This is a genomic window from Microlunatus soli (assembly GCF_900105385.1).
Lineage (GTDB): Bacteria > Actinomycetota > Actinomycetes > Propionibacteriales > Propionibacteriaceae > Microlunatus > Microlunatus soli.
This window is the reverse complement of record NZ_LT629772.1, coordinates 3,221,073-3,243,833: the sequence shown is the minus strand read 5'-3', so window position 1 is coordinate 3,243,833 and position 22,761 is coordinate 3,221,073. Positions and strand designations below refer to the sequence as shown.

Annotated in this window: 18 protein-coding genes and 1 pseudogene; 3 read left to right on the top strand and 16 right to left on the bottom strand. The window is 66.5% G+C overall.

The annotated features are described in order from the left end of the window. Nucleotides 1-23: 23 nt before the first annotated feature. The 5 genes from map to BLU38_RS14850 form a co-directional block, all read right to left on the bottom strand. Nucleotides 24-791 carry a type I methionyl aminopeptidase gene (gene map, locus BLU38_RS14870; protein WP_091525997.1) on the bottom strand — a complete coding sequence of 256 codons (768 nt, stop codon included), beginning with the start codon at nt 789-791 and terminating at the stop codon, nt 24-26. A 144-nt stretch (nt 792-935) separates the two neighbouring features. After that, nucleotides 936-1,712 (bottom strand): GolD/DthD family dehydrogenase, encoded by a 777-nt coding sequence (locus BLU38_RS14865; protein ID WP_091525995.1) that lies wholly within the window; start codon nt 1,710-1,712, stop codon nt 936-938. Further along, the gene (locus BLU38_RS14860; RefSeq protein WP_091525993.1) at nt 1,709-2,797 is read right to left on the bottom strand and encodes a substrate-binding domain-containing protein; all 1,089 of its coding nucleotides are present in this window, start codon (nt 2,795-2,797) and stop codon (nt 1,709-1,711) included. Before BLU38_RS14860 ends, BLU38_RS14865 begins: the two co-directional genes overlap by 4 nt. Nucleotides 2,798-2,847: 50 nt before the next feature. Continuing rightward, nucleotides 2,848-3,891, bottom strand: coding sequence for an ABC transporter permease (locus BLU38_RS14855; RefSeq protein WP_197680126.1), 1,044 nt, complete (start codon nt 3,889-3,891; stop codon nt 2,848-2,850). After that, a complete protein-coding gene (locus tag BLU38_RS14850; RefSeq protein ID WP_091525991.1) occupies nt 3,888-5,441 on the bottom strand; it encodes a sugar ABC transporter ATP-binding protein in 1,554 nt (517 codons plus the stop codon). The genes BLU38_RS14855 and BLU38_RS14850 overlap by 4 nt, the downstream gene beginning before the upstream one ends. A gap of 134 nt (nt 5,442-5,575) precedes the next feature. Between BLU38_RS14850 and BLU38_RS14845 the strand changes: the two genes are divergently transcribed. Then, nucleotides 5,576-6,598 (top strand): sugar-binding transcriptional regulator, encoded by a 1,023-nt coding sequence (locus tag BLU38_RS14845; RefSeq protein ID WP_091525988.1) that lies wholly within the window; start codon nt 5,576-5,578, stop codon nt 6,596-6,598. On the opposite strand, the gene BLU38_RS14840 is transcribed toward BLU38_RS14845, so the two are convergent. Together BLU38_RS14840 and BLU38_RS14835 are read right to left on the bottom strand one after the other, a co-directional pair. Beyond that, nucleotides 6,590-7,912 carry an MFS transporter gene (locus BLU38_RS14840; RefSeq protein ID WP_157683477.1) on the bottom strand — a complete coding sequence of 441 codons (1,323 nt, stop codon included), beginning with the start codon at nt 7,910-7,912 and terminating at the stop codon, nt 6,590-6,592. The genes BLU38_RS14845 and BLU38_RS14840 overlap by 9 nt on opposite strands. A gap of 67 nt (nt 7,913-7,979) precedes the next feature. Continuing rightward, nucleotides 7,980-9,125, bottom strand: a complete 1,146-nt coding sequence (locus tag BLU38_RS14835; protein ID WP_197680125.1) for a M24 family metallopeptidase — start codon at nt 9,123-9,125, stop codon at nt 7,980-7,982. Nucleotides 9,126-9,285: 160 nt separating this feature from the next. Between BLU38_RS14835 and BLU38_RS14830 the strand changes: the two genes are divergently transcribed. Further along, on the top strand, nt 9,286-10,281 hold the full coding sequence (locus BLU38_RS14830) for a LacI family DNA-binding transcriptional regulator (RefSeq protein WP_091525984.1): 996 nt from the start codon (nt 9,286-9,288) through the stop codon (nt 10,279-10,281). Nucleotides 10,282-10,327: 46 nt separating this feature from the next. On the opposite strand, the gene BLU38_RS14825 is transcribed toward BLU38_RS14830, so the two are convergent. The 6 genes and pseudogenes from BLU38_RS14825 to BLU38_RS14800 all read right to left on the bottom strand — a co-directional run bounded on the left by BLU38_RS14825 (nt 10,328) and on the right by BLU38_RS14800 (nt 17,158). After that, entirely contained in the window at nt 10,328-11,449 is a 1,122-nt protein-coding gene (locus BLU38_RS14825; RefSeq protein ID WP_091525981.1) for an ABC transporter ATP-binding protein, read from the bottom strand. Further along, nucleotides 11,446-12,597: an ABC transporter ATP-binding protein gene (locus BLU38_RS14820; RefSeq protein ID WP_091525979.1), complete on the bottom strand. Its 1,152-nt coding sequence runs from the start codon at nt 12,595-12,597 to the stop codon at nt 11,446-11,448. Before BLU38_RS14820 ends, BLU38_RS14825 begins: the two co-directional genes overlap by 4 nt. Then, entirely contained in the window at nt 12,597-13,466 is an 870-nt protein-coding gene (locus BLU38_RS14815; RefSeq protein WP_091525976.1) for a carbohydrate ABC transporter permease, read from the bottom strand. Before BLU38_RS14815 ends, BLU38_RS14820 begins: the two co-directional genes overlap by 1 nt. A gap of 1 nt (nt 13,467) precedes the next feature. Next, a complete protein-coding gene (locus BLU38_RS14810; protein ID WP_231920354.1) occupies nt 13,468-14,403 on the bottom strand; it encodes a carbohydrate ABC transporter permease in 936 nt (311 codons plus the stop codon). Between the two features lie 32 nt (nt 14,404-14,435). Beyond that, on the bottom strand, nt 14,436-15,920 hold the full coding sequence (locus BLU38_RS14805) for an ABC transporter substrate-binding protein (RefSeq protein ID WP_091525972.1): 1,485 nt from the start codon (nt 15,918-15,920) through the stop codon (nt 14,436-14,438). A 154-nt stretch (nt 15,921-16,074) separates the two neighbouring features. Beyond that, nucleotides 16,075-17,158: pseudogene (locus BLU38_RS14800) on the bottom strand (zinc-binding dehydrogenase). Between the two features lie 174 nt (nt 17,159-17,332). On the opposite strand from BLU38_RS14800, the gene BLU38_RS14795 reads away from it, so the two are divergent. Further along, complete coding sequence (locus tag BLU38_RS14795) at nt 17,333-18,652, top strand: IS256 family transposase (RefSeq protein ID WP_197680124.1); 1,320 nt, start codon at nt 17,333-17,335, stop codon at nt 18,650-18,652. A gap of 146 nt (nt 18,653-18,798) precedes the next feature. Here the strand turns inward: BLU38_RS14795 and BLU38_RS14790 are convergent, their stop codons facing one another. From BLU38_RS14790 to BLU38_RS14780, 3 genes are all read right to left on the bottom strand, one after another. Then, nucleotides 18,799-19,848 carry a branched-chain amino acid aminotransferase gene (locus BLU38_RS14790; protein WP_157683476.1) on the bottom strand — a complete coding sequence of 350 codons (1,050 nt, stop codon included), beginning with the start codon at nt 19,846-19,848 and terminating at the stop codon, nt 18,799-18,801. Between the two features lie 71 nt (nt 19,849-19,919). Next, nucleotides 19,920-21,128 carry a L,D-transpeptidase family protein gene (locus BLU38_RS14785; protein ID WP_157683475.1) on the bottom strand — a complete coding sequence of 403 codons (1,209 nt, stop codon included), beginning with the start codon at nt 21,126-21,128 and terminating at the stop codon, nt 19,920-19,922. 240 nt (nt 21,129-21,368) lie between these two features. Beyond that, complete coding sequence (locus BLU38_RS14780; protein WP_197680123.1) at nt 21,369-22,694, bottom strand: MFS transporter; 1,326 nt, start codon at nt 22,692-22,694, stop codon at nt 21,369-21,371. Nucleotides 22,695-22,761 lie beyond the last annotated feature (67 nt).

Here is a 22,761-nt window from a genome sequence, read left to right as displayed (position 1 = left end):
GCCCGGGCGGTCAGTTCCGGCGGTCAGTCCCGGGCGGTCAGGACGATCGGCTCGTCCTCGGTGATCACGATGGTGTGTTCGGCGTGCGCACCCCGGGAGCCGTCGACGCTGCGCAGGGTCCAGCCGTCCGGGTCGGTGAAGATCCGGTCGGTGGTGTGCAGGAACCAGGGCTCGATGGCGAGCACCAGGCCCGGGCGGAGCGGCAGGCCCTTGCCCCGGCGGCCGTTGTTGGGCACGTGCGGGTCGCCGTGCATGGTCCGGCCGACCCCGTGGCCGCCGAACTCCAGATTGACCTTCAGCCGGTTCTGTTTGCCGATGCCGCCGATCGCCGCCGAGATGTCGCCCAGCCGGTTGCCGGACCGGGCCTGAGCGATGCCGGCCTGCAGCGCCTGCTCGGTGATCTCGATCAGTCGCAGGTCGGCGGGCCGCGGCTCGCCCACGATGACGGTGATCGCCGAGTCGGACACCCAGCCGTCCACCGAGGCGGCGAAGTCGAGGCTGACCATGTCGCCGTCGACCAGCGTGTAGTCGTAGGGCAGCCCGTGTAGCACGGCGTCGTTGACCGAGGTGCAGAGCACCTTGCCGAACGGCATCGCCCCGAACGACGGGTGGTAGTCGATGTAGCAGGATTCGGCGCCACGCTTCTTGATCATCTCGTGGGCCAGGGCGTCGAGGTCGAGCAGATTGGTGCCGACCTGGGCATTCTCCGCGAGCGCGGTCAACACCTCGCCGACGAATCGGCCCGCCGGCCGCATCTCCTCGACCTCTTCGGGCGTCCGATACTCAATCACCCCCGCACCCTACCTCCGACACCCACCCACCGCCGCACCACTTGCGTACCTTCGCACCAGGAGTACGCGGTGCGAAGGTACGCAAACGGTGCGGGCGGGGTGGTTCGGCGGCCCGAGGGTGGATGGAGCGGCCGGGTTGGGCGGTCAGCGGATGGTGAAGCCGCCGTCGATGGCCAGGTCTGCGCCGTTGATCATCGCTGCGGCGTCGCTGGCCAGGTAGCCGGCTGCGGCGGCGATCTCGTTCGGCATCGCGAAACGCCCGACCGGGACCTCGGCCTGATGCGCCCGTCCCTTCTCGTTGTCCCAGGCGTCGATGCCGAGCGGGGTCAGCACGACGGTCGGGGAGATGGTGTTGGCAGTGACTCCGTACGGACCCCATTCGAGGGCGAGCACCCGGGTCATCCCGAGCAGCCCGGCCTTCGACGCGCAGTAGGCGACATGCTCGGGCAGCGCCACCGTCGCGGCCTGGGAGGCCAGGCTGATGATCCGGCCGGAACGCTGCTCCAGCATCGTCCGACCGACCCGTTGGGCCATCAGGAAGCTCCCGGTCAGATTGACGTCCAGGGTGCTGTGCCACTGCTCGGGGTCGATGCTGTCGGCCGGTGCGAGCCGGGCGACACCGGCGGAGTTGACCAACACGTCGATCCGGCCGGCAGTGTCGAGCACCGCGTCGACGGCCTGCCCGACCGACTGCTGGTCGGCGACGTCGACCTCGACGGCGAAGGCGGTCCCGCCCAGCCGGTCCGCCACCGCGCGAGCCGCACCGAGGTCCCGATCGAGCACGCCGACGGTCGCGCCGGAAGCGGCATAGAAGTCGGCGATCGCGCTGCCGATCCCGGAGCCGCCGCCGGTGATCACCGCGACCTTGCCGTCCAACCGGACCGCGACCGAGGAGACATCGGTGTCGGCGGCAGTGATCATGAGCCGCTGCCCTTCTCCTGCTGACCGGGGATCCCCTCGTAAGCGATGTTGCCGGTCTTCAGGTTCTTGGCGGTGAGCTCGGAGAGACCGGCGAGGAACGCCTTCCGATCGGTCACCACGTGCTTCATGGCGACGTCGACGTTGTCCTTGGTGATCTTGGGCATGATGTAGGTCGCCTTGGCATTCGAGTCATCGTCCTGCGCCAGTTGGGCGGCCACCGCCAGCCCCGCGGACAGCTCGACCGTCCCGTTCTGCAGCATGGTGCCGATGAAGTCGCCGGACTTGACCGCGTTCAGCCCGTCCTCGATGCCGTCGATGCCGACGATCGGGACGTCCTTGCGTCCGGATTCCTTCAACGCCTGCAGGGCTCCCAGGCCCATGTCGTCGTTCTGCGACACCACACCGTCGATGTCGTCGCCGTGCGCGGAGAGCCAGTTCTTGGTCTTGTTGACAGCCTCGTCGCGCTTCCAGTTGGCGGTGTCCTGGGCCAGCACCTTGATCTTGGGATACTTCTTCAGCACCTGGTCGATGCCCTTCTGCCGGTTGATCTGCCCGGACTGACCGAGTGGACCCTGCAGGACGACGATGTTGCCCTTGCCGCCGAGCTTGTCCGCCATCATCTGCATCTCCTCCGCACCGGCCTTCACGTCGTCGGGCTGGACGTCACCGGAGATGTCGGGATTGTCCAGTTCGGCGTTCACCGCGATGATCGGGATCCCTGCCGACTTGGCGGCCGCCACCTGCGGCTGCAACGAGTTGGCCTGCACCGGCACGATCACGATCGCGTCCACCTTGGCGTTGATCAACTGATCGACCTGGTCGGCCTGGGTGCTGACGTCGAGGTTGGCCGAATTCCAGGCCAGCTCGATGTTGTTGGCCTTTGCGTAGGCCTCCATCCCTTCCTTGCCGGCGGTGATGAACGAGCTCATGTCGTAGACCGAGACGCCGATCTTCAGCGGTGCCTTGGCGCCGCCCTCACCACTCTCCGCCTTGCGGTTGGGGTCGCCGAGGCCGCAGGCAGCCAGGCTCAGCACCAGCACGCCGGCGACGATCGCACTCCAGATCGCCTTCAGTCGCTTGCTCATCGGCAGGTCGCCTCTCTGTTTCGTCGGATGTCGATGCGGAAGTCTCATGATCACGTCCTTCGTTTGGTCGTCCAGACGTCGACGGCGACCGCGAAGACGATCAGCACGCCCTTGATCACGTCCTGCCAGTAGGACGGCACCAGCAGGATGTCCAGCCCGTTGTTCAGGGTCTGGATCAGCAGCAGCCCCAGTGCGGTCCCCCACACCGAGCCACGACCGCCCATCAGGCTGGCGCCGCCGATCACCACGGCAGCGATCGCGTCCAGTTCGTAGCCCTGGCCGAGGTTGGGCGGTCCGGAGATCACCCGGGACGCGAGCATGACGCCGGACAGTCCGGCCAGCACGCCGGAGACGGCGTAGACGCTGAACAGGATCCGGCGGGTGTTGATGCCGGCGATCTCAGCTGCCGACCGGTTGCCGCCGACGGCGTAGACCCGCAGCCCGTACGAGGTCCGACGCATCACGATCGCCAGCACGATGATGCCGATGATCATCACGATCACCGGGATCTGCAGCCCCAGGATCCGGGTGTTGGCGATCGCGCCGAACTCTGCGGGCAGCCCGTTGATCGGTGCGCCGCCGCCGATCGCGTACGCCGCCCCGGAGCCGGCGGTCAACATGCCTAACGTCGCGATGAACGGTGGCACGTTGATCACCGAGACGAAGAAGCCGTTGATCGCTCCGGCCAGCGCGCCGACGACCAGTGCGGTCAGGACGGTCAACCAGACCTGGCCCGGGTTGGCGACCGCGACTGCGGCGGACGCCATCGCCGACACCGCGATCACACTGCCCACCGACAGGTCGATGCCGCCGGTCAGGATGACCAAGGTCTGTCCGAGAGCGATCAGGGCGAACGGGGCGGCCGCGACCAGGATCGACACGGCGTTGTCCAGTGTCGAGAAGCGCAGGCTGCGGTAACTGAAGTAGCAGATCGTCAGCACGACGACGATCAGCATCGCGTTGCGCAGGGCGAGGTTGCCCCACCAGCGCCCGGAGAATCGTCGGGCCCGGCCGGCCTGTGCCGCGATGGCCTCGATCTCGGGCCCGTCGGCCGCGTCGGGGGCGGTGGTTTCCGCCGTCAGGTTCTGACTCACGATGAGCTCTCGACTTTCTGTCGGTCGATGGGTCGGGCCGGATCGGGCTGGTCGGCCTCCAGCCCGGCGGCGAGGGAGAAGATCGTGGCTTGGACGTCCGGTGCGTCCAGGTCGGCGCGGTCCAGCTCGCCGGCGACCGCACCGGCTCTCATCACCAGCGCTCGATGGGCCAGGCCGAGGATCTCCGGCATGTCGGAGGAGGCCATCACGACCGCGACGCCACTGTCGGCGAGGTCGGTGATGATCTTGTAGATCTCGGACCGGGCGCCGACGTCGACGCCACGGGTCGGTTCGTCCAGTAACAGCACCGAGACCGGCCCGGTCAGCCAGCGGGCCAGCACGACCTTCTGCTGATTGCCGCCGGACAGCGTGCCGACCTCCTGGCCCAGCCCGCTGGAACGCAGCCGGACCGAGGCCATCGCCTTGTCGACGGCGCTGCGGCGACTCGCTCCGCGCAGCCAGCCGGCCACGTTGAACTGACCGAGCCGAGGGATCGTCGCGTTGTCCAGCACCGACATGCCCATCACCGCGCCGTTGGCCTTGCGATCCTCGGGGACCATCGCCATCCCGGCGTCGATCGCAGCCGGTGGTCGACCGCGGGGAAGTTGGCGATCGCCGATCCGGATCACGCCGGCAGTGCTGCGGCGGACGCCGAAGATCGCCTCCATCAACTCGGTCCGACCCGCACCGACGAGCCCTGCCAGCCCGAGGATCTCACCCTTGCGGACCGTCAGGTCGACCGGCGCCGACGCCCCGACGACCTGGAGCCCGGATACCTCGAGGGCGACGTCGTCGGTCGGCGACGGCAGGGTGGGGAACAGGGTGCCGAGCTCGCGGCCGATCATCGCTGTGACGATCTCGTCGTCGGTCGTCTCGCCCATCGACTGGTCCAGCACCAACTCGCCGTCGCGGAGCACGACGACCCGATCGGCCAGTGCTCGGATCTCCTCCATCTTGTGGGTGGTGTAGATCATCGCGACACCCTGCTCGCGGAGTCGGCGGACGACGCCGTACAGCCGTTCGACCTCGCGTTCGGCAATCGCCGAGGACGGTTCGTCGAGCAGCAGCACCTTGGCGCCGGTCCGGGTGGCCTTCACGATCTCGACGATCTGCTGCATGCCGACAGGGAGGCTGGCCATCCGTGCGGTGACCGGGATGTCGACGCCGAAGACGTCCATCGCCGCGCGGGCCTGTTTGATCATTCCGCGCCGATCGAGGAAGCCGGCCCGGCGCAGCTCGCGGCCGACGAAGAGGTTCTCGTACACCGTCAGGTCGGGGATCGACGCCAGTTCCTGGGGGACGATCGCCACTCCGCTGCGGTGGGCCTCGGCCATGTTGCCGGCCGTCAGTGCTGTGCCGCCGACCAGCACCGAGCCCGAGTCCGCGCGGTACTGACCGGACGCGATCTTCATCAGAGTTGACTTGCCGGCGCCGTTCTCCCCGGCGAGGGCGGTGACGCTGCCCTGCTCGAGTGCCAGGCTCACACCCTTGAGCACGGGGATACCGCCGAACCCCTTGATGAGCTCCCGACATTCCAGAGCCAAGGTCATTGCGTCTCCTTTGCCGCGCATGCTCATATGAGCATGTCTTGCCAGGTGACCCGCTCGCCTGACCTGCCCGACTTTAGGAAAGTCTCGTCGCGGAAGTCAACAGCTGAGCACTGAATTCCTACTACGATGATCAGATGAGCGATCTGACTCGACCGCGCGAGTTTGCCGCGAGGACCGCGGCCGCGGCGGACTGGGCGTCCCTGGACGGGCGGCTGACGATGGCCGCGATCGCCCGCCGCTACTACCTGGACGGCCGGACCAGGGTCCAGATCGCCGACGAGTTCGGGATCTCCCGTTTCAAGGTGGCGCGGCTGTTGGAAGCCGCGATCGCCCGCGGCGTGGTGACGATCGACATCTCGGTGTCGGACACCGTGGACACCGACCTGTCGCTGCGGGTGCAGGAGAAGTTCGGTCTGGACCGGGCCCTGATCAGCACCCCGGATGATCAAGGACCCGAGGCGGTCCGGCAGGCGCTCGGGCGCACCGCAGCCGAGCTACTGACCGAAATGATCACCGACGACGACGTCCTCGGGTTGGCGTCGGGACGGACCATCGACGCGGTCTCGGAGCATCTGACCCGGCTGGCCGGTTGCGAGGCGCTACAGCTGACCGGGATGAGTGATGATCTTGCCGACAATCCGGTGCACGTGCTCCGCCGGGTCGCCCAGCTGACCGGGGGACCGGCGCATTCGATCTTCGCGCCGCTGACCGTCGGCACCGCCGAGACCGCGGACCGGCTGCGCTCCGACCCGAGCATCCGGTCGGCGTTCAGCCGGTTCGCCGCGGTCACCGTCGCGGTCACCTCGGTGGGCAGCTGGCAGCCGGCCGACTCACGCTTCTACAACGCTCTGTCCGGCGCGGAACGTCAAGCACTGTTGGACAAGGACGTGATCGCCGACGTCGCCGGCGGCCTGCTGGACAGCACCGGTCGGACGATCACCGACTGGGACGACCGAGTGCTCGGCATCGGCGTCGACGGGCTGGCCAAGGTCGACCAGGTGATCATGGTCGGTGGTGGCGAGCGGAAGGCGGGCGCCATCCTCGCCGCCCTCCGCTCCGGTGTCGTGACCACCTTGATCACCGACGACACGGTCGCCATCAAACTCCTCGACGCCACGGCTGCTCCCGGTCGGCCGCCACGTCCCCGGTCAAGCTGACCGGCGGCCTGTCGGTGACGGCGACACGCTGTCGCTGGTCGTCGACACGGTCCGCATCAGGGCCGCCGCCACAAAACTGATCGCTGCGGTGACGGCGATGTAGACCGCGATCGGCCAAACCGATCCGGACGAGTTGAACAGGGCGGCCGCGATCAGTGGTGTCGGCGCCGAGGTGAGGATGCCGGCGAACTGGTAGGGCAGCGACGCCCCGGTGTAGCGGATGTTGGCGGGGAACAGTTCGGCGAACAGACTCGCCTGGACTCCGTAGACACAGGCCTGGGACAGCGCCAGCGTCCCGATGTAGCCGACGATCACCCAGCCGGTCGCCCCGGTGTTGAGCATCGCGAAGAACATGAACCCGTACGCGGCGACGAAGACACAGCCGACGAGGAAGATCCGCCGTTTGCCGAACCTGTCGGCCAGCAGTCCGAAGATCGGCAAGGTGAGGAGCTCCACGGCCGAGGCGATGGTGATCGCGTCCAACATGAGCTGGCGGGACAGGCCGAGATGAGCGGTGGCATAGGACAGCGCGAACACGTTCGCCACGTTGAAGGTGATGTCGGTGGCGAACCGGGTGCCGAGCGCGGTCAGCAGGTTGCGCGGATAGCGGCGCAGGGCGGCCAGCAGCGGAAGCCTCTGACGTTTGTGCCGGGACTGGGTGAAGGCATTGGTTTCCGGTAACCGGGTGCGGATGATCAACGCGATGGCGACCAGTACGGCCGACAGCAGGAACGGGATTCGCCAGCCCCAGGAGTTGAACACGTCTTCGGGGAGCCGACTGACGATCCCCAGCACCCCGGTCGATGCCAGCAGCCCCAGCGGTACGCCGAGTTGCGGCAGCGTGCCGAACAACGCGCGACGGTTCCGCGGCGCATCCTCGACCGCCACCAGGACCGCACCTCCCCACTCGCCGCCGACGCCGAGCCCCTGGACCAGCCGGAGCGCGACGAGGATCACCGGGGCAGCGATCCCGATCGAGGCATAGGTCGGCGTCAAGCCGATCAGCGTGCTCGCGATGCCCATCATCAGAAGCGTGATGAACAAGATCGGCTTACGCCCGATCCGGTCGCCGAGGTGGCCGAACAGAACGGCGCCGACCGGCCGGGCGACATAGCCGGCGGCGAAGGTGCCGAACGCTGCGATGGTGCCGGCCGCCGGCGAGAACTCGGGGAAGAACTGCTGACCGAGAACGAGGGCGGAGACCGTGCCGTAGAGGAAGAAGTCGTACCACTCGATCGCCGTACCGACGACGGATCCGAGAGCGATCTTCGACAGCTGCGATCGGGTGCTGGTTCCGGCTTGCTGTGGACTCACACCAGACTCCTTTGTCTTGGACGTGCGCGGGGCCGGCACGTCGACGGGATGGGTTGTGCGGTGACGGCTACCAGTGGTTGCGCAGCGGGAACTGATCGAAGGCTTCGGCGCCGGACTCGGTGACGCGGACGATCCGCTCGGTCCGCACGCCGCCCTGGCCGGGCACCGTGATGGTGGCCTTCAGGGTGAAGACCATGTCGCCGGCCAGCACCGTCGGGTTGCCGGGCTCGATCCAGGGCTGCTCCTCCTCGGGATCGATGCCGGTGCCATGCCCGGTGCCGTGGCCCTTCGCCTCGCCGGAGTGGTCGGCGTAGCCACGATCGACGAGCACCTGTTGGATCACGGAGTTCAGATCGGCGGCCGACAGTCCGGGGTGGATCGCCGCGAGACCGGCGTCGACCGCCGCTGCCGACGCATCGACGATGTCGCGTTGCCGATCGGTGACCGGACCCAGCGTGAACCCGCGGCCGCCGTCGGCTGCCACTCCGCGGTAACGGGCTCCGATGTCGGTCAGCACCATGTCACCGGCGGCGATCGTGCGGTCGGTCGGCAGCGCGAGATTCCAGCTCGATCGGGGACCCGCCTGCACCATCGACGCGTAGGCGACGCCGTCGCCACCGGCGTTCATCATCGCCGCTTCGGCGATCCGGGCAACGTCCCGTTCGGTGTGCGGCCGACCTGTCGCCATACTGCACCGAACGGCTTCCAGGCCATGATCATTCAATGCCGCCGCGTGCCGCAGCAACGCAAGCTGACGGGGCGTCTTGACAGCTTTCACCATCGACAACAGCGACGTCGGCTGCAGGGTCGCGTGCGGTCGCAGTCGATCCCGCAGCGGCTCAAGCAGCGTGCCGGGGACCAGCTCGGCCCCGGCCAGGCCGATTGCGCCGGTGAGCCGCCATCGAGGCACGTCGTCGACGAGATCGGAGAGCTGCCCGACTGCGTACGGGAAGACCGCACGAGCCCATCCGCGGGCCCCGGCTGCGACATACAGGGTCGGGTCGTCGTCGATCGGGATCAGCAGCAGTCCCTGGGCGTACTCGCCGACGCCGTCGACCGGCCGAAAGTCGGTGAAGACGCCGATGTTGGACGAGCGCCAACAGTCGGCGTAGGCGAGCAGAGCAGTGAAGCCGTGCCTGCCGAGCGCCTGCCGGACCTGCCGGAGCCGAAGATCGGTCTCCTCCCGGCTGATCGCCGACTCGCGGGACGTCACTGTGGGCAGTTGAGATATTGACGATGACACAGTGTCAGACTGTATCAGGCGCTCGCCGGGCCGACACGATTCGTGCCACCGACCCCAGATGAGATCCTTGGGGTGAACGCTCCGGTGGACGGCGGGCAACCGGGCGAGCGGACTCACGAAGGGCGAAGCGTTGGCAGGCAAGCAATTGGACGGCCGCGGCCGGCCCTCGGTCCGCGCCCTCGCTCGCGCTGCAGGAGTATCCCCGTCGACGGCCGCGCGCGCGTTGGCCCACCCCGAGCTCCTCAGCCACGAGACCAGGCAGGCCGTTCTGGCCGCGGCGGAGGGCCTCGGATATCGCCCTGAGCTGCCGACCCGGGTCCCGGGTGTCCTCGGTCTCCTGGTGCCGGACATCCGGAATCCGACTCTCGCCGAATTCGTCAGCGGGGCCGAGTACGAGGCCTCTCGCCGCGGGCACGCCATCCTGCTGATCGACACGAACGAATCGCGCAACAACGAGAGCTCCGAGGCGCGATCGATCATCACGATCGTCGAGGCGATCGTCATCAGTTCCCCGCGGATGGCGGAGTCCGAGCTTCGGGACCTTGCCGGTGATGTTCGGCTGGTGACCGTGCATCGACCGTTGGACGGCCTTCGCGGGGCCTACATCGACACTCGAGATGCGATCGGCAGCGCGGTCACCCACGTGAAGTCGCTCGGGCATCGCGACGTCACCTATGTCGCCGGCCCGGAGGACTCGTGGGCGAGCCGGTCTCGGGCCGGGAAGTTGGCCGATGCGTGTGCCCGAGCCGGGCTGGAGCTGCGCACCACCGGTCCGTACGCCGCCGACTACGACGGCGGACGAGCCGCCGCCGAACAACTCTGGCTCGACGGCGGACACTGCGTCTTCGCCTTCAACGCGCTGATGGCCATGGGACTCATCAATCGCCTCATCGAACGCGGCCTCCGAGTACCCGAAGACGTCAGCGTGGTCGGGTTGGACGACTCCTTCGCCACAACGCTGTTCACTCCTCACCCGACGGCGATCCGATCCGACGAGCGACAGCTCGGCCGGCTCGCCGTCGAACTTGCGGTGGCAGCCGAGGTCGCGCGGGAGATCGAGTCGGTGCCGGCAGCGCTGACGATCCGACAATCCACTGGAGTCGCCCGACCGCCGACCGCCGAGTAGCAGCCGCGGAGGACATCCACTCAGCTGCAGTCAGGGGAGGCAGGAGTCAGCGGATGCGGTCGCCGGAGGTCGGGTCGAAGAGGTAGATCCGGTCGGCCGGGGCGGTGAGGGTGACCTGGTCGCCGGGTGCCAGCCGCTGGACCGCCGGGGTCTGGATCACCGTCCGGGCATCGACCCCGGGGATGTCCACGGTGGCCAGCCCGAATTCCATCAGGTGCTCGTAGAACCGTACGGTGACCGCCAGCCCGTCGCTGCTGCCCGCGTCGCCGGCCGTACCGAGCGCCGCGTCGGCAGGACGGATGCCGACCTTGACGCTGCGTTCCGCGGACTGATCGGTGATCGTGATCGGCAGCGTGCCGCTGCCCAGTCGGACGGTGCCATCGCCGGTGAGGACGCCGTCGATGATGTTGATCTGCGGTTCGCCGACGAAGGTCGCCACGAACAGATTGGCCGGATCGTCGAAGACCTCGTCCGGGGTGCCGAACTGCTGGATCACACCGGCGTTCATCACCGCGAGTCGATCGGCCAGGCTGAGCGCCTCGACCTGATCATGGGTGACGACGATGGTGGTGTAGCCGAACTCGCGTTGCAGCACCTTCAACTCGCGCCGGACCCGGTTGCGGGCCGAGGCGTCCAGATGCGACAGCGGCTCGTCCAACAACAGCACCGGCGGGTTGCGGACCAGCGCCCGGGCCAACGCGACCCGCTGCTTCTGACCACTGGACAGCCCGGCCGGACGAAGATCGAGAAGGTCGGCCATCTCCAGCCGGTCGGCGATCGCCTGCACCCGCTCCGCCGCCTGCGGATCCTTGCGAGCCTTCAAGCCGTAGCCGAGATTCTCCCGGACCGAGAGTGGCGGGTAGAGCGCGTAGGACTCGAATCCGACGCCCACATTGCGTTTGCCCGGCGGCAGCTGGCTGATCTCCCGATCACCGATCATGATCGATCCGCCGGTCACCGTCTCCAGCCCGGCGATCATCCGCAGCGTTGTCGTCTTGCCGCAGCCGGACGGTCCGAGCAGCGCGATCAACTCGCCGGGCTGGACGGCCAGGTCCATCGCCTTCACCGCGTGGAAGCTCTCCCGGCCGCGGCTGGAGTAGACCTTGTCCAGCTTGCTCAAGGTCAGCGGCTGCGCCGTCGCGCCGCCGAGTCCGGTGCCGGTGCTCATCGCTGTCCCCCAGATCGTGATTGTTGATCAACACCCGCGGCACTGCCGAGCCGGGCCGCCTCGTCCACCGCACCGTCGGCGGAGAACACGTGGACGTCGGTGGCCGGCAGTGTCACCGTCACCTCGGCTCCTTCGTCGACGACGCCAGCACCACCGGTCAGCGCGATCAGCCAGGAGCCGCCGATGTCGACGGTCAACTCGATCTGCCGCCCGAGTCGTTCGGCCAGCACCACCCTGCCGGACAGCACCACAGCACCGTCGGGCGTTGCCTCGCCGCTGGACCGGACGGTCACGTCGCAGGGCCGGATCCCCAGTCTGGCAACGGATCCGGTGGTCAGTCCCAGCGACGGGTCGACCGGCACCACGATCTCCGATCCGGCCACCACCAACCGACCGTCGACCAATTCGGCGTCGTAATGGTTGATCTCCGGCTGCCCCAGCGAGCGGGCGACGAAGATGTTGGCCGGCTGCCGCCAGATCTGTTCCGGGGTGCCGAGTTGGATCAGTCGGCCTTCCTTGATCACCGCGATCCGGTCGGCCAGCGCCAGCGCCTCCTGATAGTCGTGGGTGACGTAGACCGTCGTGGTGCTGGTCATCGAACCGAGCTGCTTGAGCTCTACCCGCATCTCGGCCCGCAGCTTGGCGTCCAGGTGGGACAACGGCTCGTCCAGCAGGTACACGTCGGCCGGCCGCACCAGCACCCGACCGAGCGCGGTGCGCTGCCGTTGACCGTTGGACAACTCGCGCGGAAACCTGCCCTGCAGTTGATTGATCCCCAACGCCGTCGTCACCTGATCGATCCGCTGCTGCTGCTCGGCCGCGGTGTAGCGGCCGGTTCGGCCGGACCGCAGCGGCGACGCCAGATTCTCCGCGACCGTCTTCTGCGGATACAACGCATAGGACTCGAACGCCATCGCGACATTGCGGTGGTACGGCTCCACCAAGGTCATATCGACATCGCCGATGTGCACCGAACCATGATCGACATCGACCAGCCCGGCGATCGACTTCAGCGTCGTCGTCTTGCCGGCTCCCGACGGGCCCAGGATCACGAAGAACTCGCCGTCCTCGATGTCCAAGGACAGATCATCGATACCGACGGTCTTGCCGTAGTGCTTGGTCAGCCCGTCCAACTGCAGTCGTGCCATCAGCTCTTCACCGCCCCGAAGGAAAGTCCCTGCACCAGGTATCGCTGGATCGTCAGCGCCAGCACCAACGGCGGCAGTGCCCCGATCACCGCCGCGGCCGCGGTGAGGTTGTAGTAGGCCTGCCCGCCACCGCCGAGGAACTTGGTGATCGCCACGGTCACCGTGCTGGCGTTGGTATCGGACAGGATCAACGGGAACACGTAGTTGTTCCAGGCGAAGATGAACGCCAGCAGCGCGGCCGCAGCGATCCCCGGCCGCACCAACGGCAGGGCGACCATCACGAACGCGCGTTTGCGGGTGTAGCCGTCCAGCAGCGCGGCCTGCTCCAGATCGGCCGGCATGTCCTGGAAATAGGACCGCAGGATCCACACCACCAACGGCATCGTGACCAACTGCAGCACCCAGATCATCCCGACCTTGGTGTCGAACAGACCGGTCTGGTTGTAGATCACGAACAACGGCACGATCACCATCAGCTCCGGGGCGAATCGGAACGACAGCATCTGGAACATCAGGTCGTTGGAGCCCTTGTATTTCCAGCGGCCGGCGGCATACGCGGCCGGGATGCCGATCACCAACGAGACGATCACCGCACCGGCGCAGTTCAGCACGCTGGTCAGGAGCGCTGCCTTGTAGTCGACGCTGGTCAGGTCGGTGCCGCGCTGGCTGAGCACGGTGGCGAAGTTCTCCAGGGTCGGGGTGAACCGGAAGTAGGTGGTGGTCTGTTCTGCCGGCGTCTTCAACGCGAGCAGGATCATCCACAGGATCGGGAACAGCGAGAAGACGAACCAGATCAGGATCGCCAGATCGGCACCGACGGCGGCAGGCGTGAAGCGGCGTTGGCCGGGAAGCAGCTCACGGGCAGCCATCTCAGGACTCCGATCCGGCGGCTCGCGCCTGGGCCTTGCCCAGCGCCTTCACCAGGTAGCGAGCGGTGATGAACACGATGATCCAGAGGATGAACATGTAGGTCGATCCACGGGAGTAGTCGAAGCGGATGATCGAGTCCTCGAAGGCGCCGATCTGCAGCGTCCGGGTAGCGACCCCGGGGCCGCCGGCGGTCAGCACATAGATCGCGTCGAACACCTTCAGGTTGTCCATGAACCGGAAGATCACCGCCACCAGGATGTACGGCCACATCATCGGCAGCATCAGCCGACGGAACATGTAGAACCAGCTCGCGCCGTCGACGGAACTGGCTTCGAACGGTTCCTTCGGCAGTGACCGGATGCCGGCCAGCACCAGAATCGCCACGAACGGGGTGAAGATCCACAGGTCGACCAACACGATCGAGGCGAACGCGTTCTGCTTGCTCAGCCAGTCGAAGGTCGACCCCAGTCCGAGGACATGGTTCAGGATGCCGAACTGCGGGTTGAACATCAGCTTCCAGATCACCCCGGCAATCACCGGCGCGATCATCAGCGGCAAGATCAACACGCGCTCGAAGATCCGCCCGATCAAACTGGATCTGTTCAGCAGCAGGGCGATCGCCACTCCGAGCACCGTCTCCACGGCGGTGGCGACGACGGCGAAGGCCAGGGTCAGGAACACGCTGCCCCAGAAGGTCGGATCGGTCAGCACCGAGCCGAAGTTCCTTAAGCCCACGAACTTCGGGTTGGGGTTCACCGCCGCATAGTTCAGGAAGGAGTAGATCGCGCCCAACACGAACGGGTACAGGATGCCGATGATGATCAACACCGCCGGCACACTCAACAGGTAGGGCCACAGCTTCCGCCGCCAGGCCGGAATCTCCGGCGGCCTGCGGCGCGCTTCGCTCGAGGGTCCTGAGCTTGTCGCCTCGGTCAAGGGTCCTGAGCTTGTCGAAGGATTAGCCATGATCAACTCCCCTCAACCAGGTTGACCTTGGAGGTACTCGCCTTGGCCAGACTGTCCAGCCGGCTGGCCGCCTCGTCGCCGCCGTAGATGTCCTGCAACGCGACCGCCCAGTCCTCGGTGGTCGCGAAGAACTGCTTCTGCGGAGTGAACTGGATCGTCGACTGGTCGATCACCGTCTCGAACGCCTCCAGGTAGCCGGGGAAGTCGCCGAGCTGTTTCTTGAAGTCCGCGTCGAACACCGATTTGCGGACCGGGTCGGCGTACATCCCACCCTTCACCGCCTTGCTCATCGACTGTTTGCCGGTGACCCACTGCATGAAGAGCCAGCCGGCGAGCTTGTGTTCGGACTGGGCGTTCATCGCCCACGTCCAGGTCCACAGGTTGGTCTTGTAGTTGCCGTCCGGGCCGGCCGGGCCGGCGTACCAGCCCAGATGCCCGGCCTCCTTGCTCGCTCCCTTTCGGTTCTTCGGGTAGGTCGCGGAGTCGGCGTCGTAGACCATCATCGCCACCCCGTCACCAAGATCACCGGTGGCCTGCGGATAGTCGTAGCTGGTCCACCCGGTCGGGCCGGCGGTGCGCATCAGATCCACCCATTTGCCGGTGAACGCGGCGGCTTTCGGCGAGTTCATCACCGCCTCGAGCCGATCGCCCTGGACGCGGTAGTCCTTACCGCCCTCCCGGGTGAACTGCGTCATGAAGCCCGGGTGGATGGTCGCCCACGACTTCGATCCGCGGGTGGCGATCCCGTACCGGTTCTCGGAGCGGTTGGTCAGATCATTGGCGAGTTGGATCAGGTTGTCGAACGTGTCGGGGAGCTTGATCCCCTGCTTGTCGAAGTAGGTCTTGTTGTAGGTGATCACGTTGTTCTCAAAACCCCACGGGATCGCCCACTGCCCGCCGGTCCCGAGCGGACTTCCCTGTCGGAAGTCCCAGGAGGTCGCCTTCCGCAGACCCTCGTAGATGTCGTCGAAGTCGTACTCGGCGCTGGTGGCGGAGTCGTTCTCCAGCCAGGGCTTGAGGTCCTCGATCCAGTGCGGGGGCCCGTACTGCCAGATGAAGTAGGCGCCCAGCATGAAGACGTCGTGCTTGCCAGAGCCGCCGGCCAGCTCGGTGTTCAGCTTGGTGAAGTAGGACGACTCTGGGACGAGATCGACGACGACCTCGATCCCGGTCAGCTCGGTGAACTCCTTCAGCAACGGCTGGTACGACTGTTGGTAGGGATGCGGGGTCTGCAACACGTGCAACGTGCTGCCGGCGGCCTTGCGCCAGTCGAAGCTGCCGGTCACCGCGGCCGCGCCGTTGGGTGCGGGTTTCGCGCCACCGATACCGCATCCGGTCAGCGCGGATCCGGTCAGCGCTGCGCCGCCGACCAGCCCGGCTGTCCTGAGGAGTCCGCGCCGGGTGAGCCGCCGGTCACCGGTCGTCTGCTGACCGAGTGGGCTCGCGGATGGTCTCGATCGTGTCGCCACGGGTCGGGGCTGCACCATTCACGCCTCCTTGCGCGTCACACCGCGGGCGCCCCGATTCGCCGACGGCTTGGTCTTCCTTAGCCACACAGACTGCCATCTTCGGTCGCGCGATTGCCGCTCCGACGCGTCAGCACGTCGTCAGGTCTGACCCAACGACGTCCTGACCGTCGCCTCAGGGCAGTAGTGAGACCTTGATCGATTTCGCTCCGTCGGAGACGAGGTCGAGTCCTTCTTGGAACTTGTCCAGCGGGAGTTGGTGGGTGCAGATCTTGTCCATCGGCAGCACACCGGACTCGAGCATCTTGATCGCTGCCGGCCAGGTATGCGGGCCGAGGTGAGCACCGAGAACGTTCAACTCCTTGTCGTCGGAGATGATCGACCAGTCCACCGTCACATCGGAACCGAACACGCTGTACTCCACATAGGTGCCCAGCTTCCGCAACAGATTCAGCCCCTGCGGCACCGCCGACGGATGACCGGTGCCCTCGATGTAGACATCGGCGCCGTACCCATCGGTCAGGTCCTTGATCGCCTGCACCGCATCGGTCTCGGCGATGTTGAACGTCAGATCGGCCCCACACTGTTTGGCCAACTCCAGCTTGTTCGGCGCAACATCCAACGCGATCACCCGCAACGGATTCTTCGCCTTCGCCCCCGCGATCATCCCCAACCCGATCGGGCCCGCCCCGGCCACCACCACCGTGTCGTCGAAAGTGATGTTGGCCCGTTCCACCGCATGCAACGAACACGACAACGGCTCCACGAACGCCGCATGCGCCGGCGGCAGATCCTTGCTGATCTTGTGCACCAACGCCGCAGTCGAATACACCATGTACTCCGCCATCGCCCCCGGGATTGGCCCGCTTGAACCCATGCATGTCATGCGGCCCACACATCCAGTACTGCCCCCGCACGCAGTACCGACACTCCCAACACGGCACGATCTGCTCCGCCGTCACCCGATCACCGATCTCGACCCCCCGAGCCTGCCGGGCCTGCTCATCGCCCTGCACCACAATGCCGACGAACTCATGCCCCGGCACCACCTCGGTCTCGGCCCACGCCGGGCGATTCGCATCACCCCAGAACTTCGCCGCCCCGTGATAACACTTCAAATCACTGGCACAGATCCCGACCGCCTCGACCCTGACCAACAACTCACCCGGCCCCGGCTTCGGCACATCGATCTCTTCCAGGGTGTAATTCTCCGGGCCATGACAGATGACCGCTTTCATCCGCTCCGGGATGTCGACCATGACAATCTCCTCACTCGTCCTGCGCTCACCGTAGGAGGTGCGGCCAGGGTAGCGATAGTCACCCTGGCCCCACGCCCCACACTCCGCACCAGCTGCGTACCTTCGCACCGGGGTCTGTCGATTTAACGGTGTAAGTGGCTCTACCGCCCTGTTGGGCAAGGAGGAGTCATCAAGATGTCGGACACACTGGTGGGTGTGAACCCGCCTTCACCTGAGCCGATCGAGCCGGCTCCTGATCGGCAGCGGGAGTTGTCTGCCGAAGAGATCGCCGTGGTCGAGGGCCTGGTCCGCCAGGCCCGGGACTCCGGTGTGGCGTTGACCGGCCCGGACGGGCTGCTCAAGGCCTTGACCAAGACCGTGATCGAAACGGCCCTGGACGAGGAGATCAACGACCATCTGGGCTATGACAAACACGCCCCGGAGGGCCGTAACCGGGGCAACTCCCGCAACGGGAAACGATCCAAGACGGTCCTGACTGATAACGCCGGCGAAGTCCGGATCGACGTGCCCAGAGATCGGGATGGATCCTTCGAACCTCAGTTGGTGAAGAAGCGGCAGCGTCGGTTGACCGAGGTCGACGAGATCGTGTTGTCGCTGTATGCCAAAGGGTTGACCACCGGTGAGATCTCGGCTCATTTCGCCGACGTCTACGGCGCCTCAGTGTCCAAGGACACGGTGTCGAAGATCACCGATCGGGTGATCGAGGAGATGCAGTCCTGGTGGCAACGACCCCTGGAACGCGTCTACGCCGCGGTGTTCATCGACGCGATCATGGTCAAGATCCGTGACGGGCAGGTCCGCAACCGCCCGATCTATGCCGCGATCGGGGTCGATCTGGACGGTCACAAAGACATCCTCGGCATGTGGGCCGGTGACGGGGACGGTGAGTCAGCCAAGTTCTGGCTGGCCGTGCTCACCGAGTTGAAGAACCGCGGTGTCCGGGACGTGTTCTTCGTCGTCTGCGACGGACTGAAAGGCCTGCCCGACAGTGTCAACGCGGTGTTTCCGTTGGCCACGGTCCAAACTTGCATCATCCATCTGATCCGCAACACGTTCCGGTATGCCTCCCGCAAGTACTGGGACAGGATCAGCATCGATCTGAAACCGATCTACACCGCACCCACACCGGACCAGGCCCGCCGCTGTTATGAGGAGTTCGCCGACAAGTGGGGTCGGGCCTACCCCGCGATCAAGCGGCTCTGGGCCGATGCCTGGGAAGAGTTCATCCCGTTCCTGGACTACGACGTCGAGATCCGCAAAGTCATCTGCAGTACGAACGCGATCGAGTCGTTGAACGCCCGCTACCGACGTGCTGTCCGAGCCCGGGGCCACTTCCCCAACGAGCAAGCCGCGATGAAAACCCTGTATCTGGTCACCCGGAGCCTGGACCCCAAAGGCACCGGTCAGACACGATGGGGCATGCGCTGGAAACCAGCACTGAACGCCTTCGCCATCACCTTCGCCGACCGCATGCCAGCCGCCGAGGACCGCTAATGAAAACGCCACTTACACCGTTCGCCTGACAGTCCCTCGCACCGCGTGTACACGGTGCGAGGGTACGGAAGCGGTGCGGCGGAGGGGTGGCAGGGCGGAGGGGTGGCAGGGCGGAGGGGTGGCAGGGCGGAGGGGTGGCAGGGCGGTCAGTGGGTGATGCGGATGATCCAGTCGGGTTCGGCGTCCAGGTCGCCGTGCACAACGGCGGTGTAGTCGGCGGCCAGGGCGGCGGTGACCGGTCCGGGCTGATGGCCGATCGTGCGGGATTCGCCGGAATCGGTGACGATCGTCCGGATCGGCGCGACGCCGGCTGCGGTTCCGCAGGCGAACACCTCGGTGATCGACGAGTCGGCCGCCATCACGTCGGCCAGTGCAATCGGTTGCTCGCTGATCTTGATACCGCGCCGCTGGGCCAGTTTGATCACCGTCGCCCGGGTGTGACCGGCCAGGATGGTGCCGGTCAGCGGTGGCGTGATCAACTCTGCGTCGGCTCCGGATCCCTTGACCACAAAGCAGTTCATCGCACCGAACTCTTCGATGTAGCGATGGTCGACGGCATCCAGCCAGAGCACCTCATCGCAGCCGCGGGCGATGGCGTCGGACTTCGCTGCCATCGCACCGGCATAGTTTCCGGCGCACTTCACGTCGCCGGTGCCACCGAGTGCGGCCCGGATCTGGCTGCGTTGGGCGAAGGCGTCGATCATCGCCCGTCCGGAGGCGAAGAAGCTGTCGACCGGTGAGGCCATCGCCAGGAACCGGAACTCCGTCGACGATCGCACAGCCAGCGACGTCTCGTCGGCGAACATCACCGGACGCAGGTAGAGCGAGCTGCCCTCATCCGACGGCACCTCGGCGGCGTCGGCCCCGACGAGTCGGGTCACCGCATCGACGAACATCCCGGCCGGCAACGGCGGCATTCCCATCCGGGTCGCGCTGCGATCGAACCGCCGCGCGCAGTCGGCCGCCCGGAAGATCAACACCGTCTGCTCGTCGGCCCGGAACGCCTTCAGGCCTTCGAAGATCGCCTGCCCGTAGTGCACCGCCATCATCGCCGGCGACATGGTCAGGTCCGCGAAGTCCTGCAGGGCGGCCGCCGACCACGCGCCGTCGGCGTACCGTGCGCTGATCAGATGCGTGCTGAACTGCGACCCGAAGCCGAGTCGATTCGTCGACGGTGCCTGCTCTGTCTGGCTCATCTTTCCCAAGCTACGCCTGCTTCTCGCCGTACCCCACCCGGCTGTCGATCATCGATGGTGCCGTCCCGATCTCAGCTGCGGTAGACGATCACCTTGTCGCCGACCTGGGCCTGGCTGAAGAGCGACTTGATGCCCTCCAGATCGCGGACGTTGACGCAGCCGTGTGAGGCGCCGGCGTAGCCGCGAGCTGCGAAGTCGGACGAGTAGTGCACCGCCTGGCCGCCGGAGAAGAACATCGAGTACGGCATCTTGGAGTGATACAGCGTCGACTCCCAGTCCTCGGCCTTCCAACCGACGCTGAACGCACCCTCCCGGGTCGGTGTGGTGTCGGCTCCGAAGCGGACGTCGAAGTGCAGCTGCGGCTTGCCGTCGACCACCCAGGTCAGTTGGCTGGTGGACTTGTTGATGCAGATCGCTCGACCGGTCATGCAGCGGTCGTCAAGCCCTGCGGTGCTGCCACCGTCGGAGGACGAATCGGATCCGGACAGCTCGGCCTTGGTCGGCTGGTCGGTCATCCCGGTCAGCGAGGACCAGGTCTTCTGATCGACATCGCCGGTCGCTTCCAGGCCACGCTTGGCCTGGAATCCCTGTACTGCTTGCGATGTGACACTTCCGTAGTAGCCGGTGACCTTCTCGGAGAACCAGTCCAGCTGGGCCAGCCGCGCCTGGAGCTCCTTGATCTTGTCACTGGTCTGGCCGGCCTTCATGATCGCCTTGCCCGCCGGTTCGGCGTTCTTCAACTCCGTGGCGGTCGGCTCCTCGGTCATCTGAGTCAGCTTGGACCAGGTCGTCTCGTCGACGGTACCGGTGACGGTCAGGTTGCGCTTGTCCTGGAAGCCCTTCACCGCGGCGGTGGTGGTCGGGCCGTAGTGGTCGGTGAGGGAGCCGCTGAACCAGTCGATCTGCTTCAGCCTGGCCTGCACCTCGCGGACCTGCTTGCCGTCGTCACCGGGTGCGAACAGCGTCTTGCCGGCCGGGATCGCCTTGGGCTCTGCTGACTTCTTCGGCGTGCTGCTGGCCTTGGAGGTGGCCCGGGCCGACGGCGTGCTGGACGTCTTCGCCGCCGGCTTGGTGCGCGCGCTCGGCTTGGCACTGGCCTTGGCGGACTGTTTCGCGGTCGCACTGCGGTCCGCCGACGCCGAGGAACTGGGCGACGCCGCCGTCGGCCGGCTGCTGGCGCTGCTGGACGACTTGGCTTGCGGTTCGGCGGCCATGTCGGAGGGTAGCTGCCCACACCCGCTGACCGCGGCAACGGTCAGCAATCCGGCGATGCCGGTCAACCAGCGAGTGCGGATCTGACGGCGGGTACGACTGTTATCTGACCGACGCCCGGTCGGGCGGTCGCGATCTACGGCAGGCCAGGGCTCGGCCACATCGTCTCCTCGGGAAGGGGGAAGGCTGCGGAGGCAACGTCGAGACCACAACATAGTTGATCACCATACGACTTCGCGGCAGCGACACCGAGGGCGAATTTGATGCGTTATGCCCTTGCAATACGCAAAACGTCAGCGCATCCGGGCTCAGGCGGTGCCGCGTTCGCCTTCGATCTCCTCCAGTGTCTTCCCGACGGTGTGCGGCATGAAGAAGAAGCCGATCACCCCGCTGATCGCCAGGAACAGCGTGAGCAGACCGCCGGCCAGGGTGAAACTCGTTTCGGTCAGCGTCGGCAGGAACAGGCTCCAGATGCCGAGGCAGAGCCGGGCCAGGCTGAAGGTGAAGCCCTGCGCCGTACCACGCAGCATGGTCGGGAAGAGTTCCTGGGAGAAGATCTTGTAGACCGCCTCGCCGGCCAACGCCCCGCCGACACCGGCCATGAAGGCGTTGAAGATCACCGTCGGGATGCTGAACGGCAGCACGATGAAGATCCCCCAACCGAGGATCTGCATGATCGCGCCGATCGCCCAGAGCACCTTGCGGCTGCCGAACGAGCGGTCGAACAGCGGCATGAAGATGAGGAGCGTGGCCAGGATGCCGATCACGAAGCCGGCCAGCGAGAGGCCGACGCTGACCGCCTGACCGCCGCCGCCCAGTGTGCTGACCATGTACGGGGTGAAGATCCCGGAGGTACCGGCGGCGATGTTCCAGAACAGGTAGATGCCGGTGGTCCAACCGAGGCCGCGCAGGTTGGCGCCCTGGAACAGCTGCCGGATCCGAGGTCGTACGGCGTTGGCCGCCCGGGCGGTCGTCCAGCGCAGCGACTCGGTCATCCCCCGGCGCAGGAACCAGGTCAGCAACGCCACCGCGGCGAGGTGGAAGAAGACGATCCGGATCCCGATCAGCCCGGTGGAGGACAGCGCCAACGCCAGGATCAGCACGATCGCCGGACCGCAGTTCCAGGCGATCTGGCTGAAACCGAGCAGCTTGCCGCGGGCCTTGGCCGGCGACAGTTCGCCGACCAGGGCCAGCGAGGTCGGGACGTCGGCGCCGACCGTGACACCGACGATGAAGGTGCCGATGAAGAGCATCGCCGGGTTGATCGAGAAGGCGATCAGCAGGATGCCCAGGGCGTAGACCAACAGGTCCCACTGGTAGATCCGCTTGCGGCCCAGGACGTCGCCCAGCCGGCCGCCGATCAGCGCGCCGATCGCGCAGCCGATGGCGTTCGGGCCGATCGCTGCCAGCACACCGACCGCCCCGCTGCTGAGGCCGAGTTCGGCCTTGAACAGTGCCAGCCCGGAGCCGAGTGCGACGATCGAACCGGCGTCCAGGTAGGACGCCATTCCGGCCAGGATGGTCCATTTCCATTGCTGGCGACTGACCCCGCCGGTGTCCGGCTGCCCGGCCGCCGGCCCACCGCCGGCCTCCTGAACGGCAGCGTCGATGTCGATCCGGCCCTGATCACTCATCCGCCTGGCTCCCCTGTACGACAACGATGTCCGGTCCGGGCGTCCACGGTCGGTTGCATATTGATTC

Bases quoted from the DNA above. Each gene is read 5' to 3' on its own strand.
- BLU38_RS14815 (WP_091525976.1), bottom strand. From the start codon at position 13,466: ATGGCTGCCCGTGAGCTGCTTCCCGGCCAACGCCGCTTCACGCCTGCC.
- BLU38_RS14780 (WP_197680123.1), bottom strand. From the start codon at position 22,694: ATGAGTGATCAGGGCCGGATCGACATCGACGCTGCCGTTCAGGAGGCC.
- BLU38_RS14865 (WP_091525995.1), bottom strand. From the start codon at position 1,712: ATGATCACTGCCGCCGACACCGATGTCTCCTCGGTCGCGGTCCGGTTG.
- BLU38_RS14850 (WP_091525991.1), bottom strand. From the start codon at position 5,441: ATGACCTTGGCTCTGGAATGTCGGGAGCTCATCAAGGGGTTCGGCGGT.
- BLU38_RS14805 (WP_091525972.1), bottom strand. From the start codon at position 15,920: ATGGTGCAGCCCCGACCCGTGGCGACACGATCGAGACCATCCGCGAGC.
- BLU38_RS14790 (WP_157683476.1), bottom strand. From the start codon at position 19,848: ATGAGCCAGACAGAGCAGGCACCGTCGACGAATCGACTCGGCTTCGGG.
- BLU38_RS14845 (WP_091525988.1), top strand. From the start codon at position 5,576: ATGAGCGATCTGACTCGACCGCGCGAGTTTGCCGCGAGGACCGCGGCC.
- BLU38_RS14825 (WP_091525981.1), bottom strand. From the start codon at position 11,449: ATGAGCACCGGCACCGGACTCGGCGGCGCGACGGCGCAGCCGCTGACC.
- BLU38_RS14820 (WP_091525979.1), bottom strand. From the start codon at position 12,597: ATGGCACGACTGCAGTTGGACGGGCTGACCAAGCACTACGGCAAGACC.
- BLU38_RS14860 (WP_091525993.1), bottom strand. From the start codon at position 2,797: ATGAGCAAGCGACTGAAGGCGATCTGGAGTGCGATCGTCGCCGGCGTG.
- BLU38_RS14795 (WP_197680124.1), top strand. From the start codon at position 17,333: ATGTCGGACACACTGGTGGGTGTGAACCCGCCTTCACCTGAGCCGATC.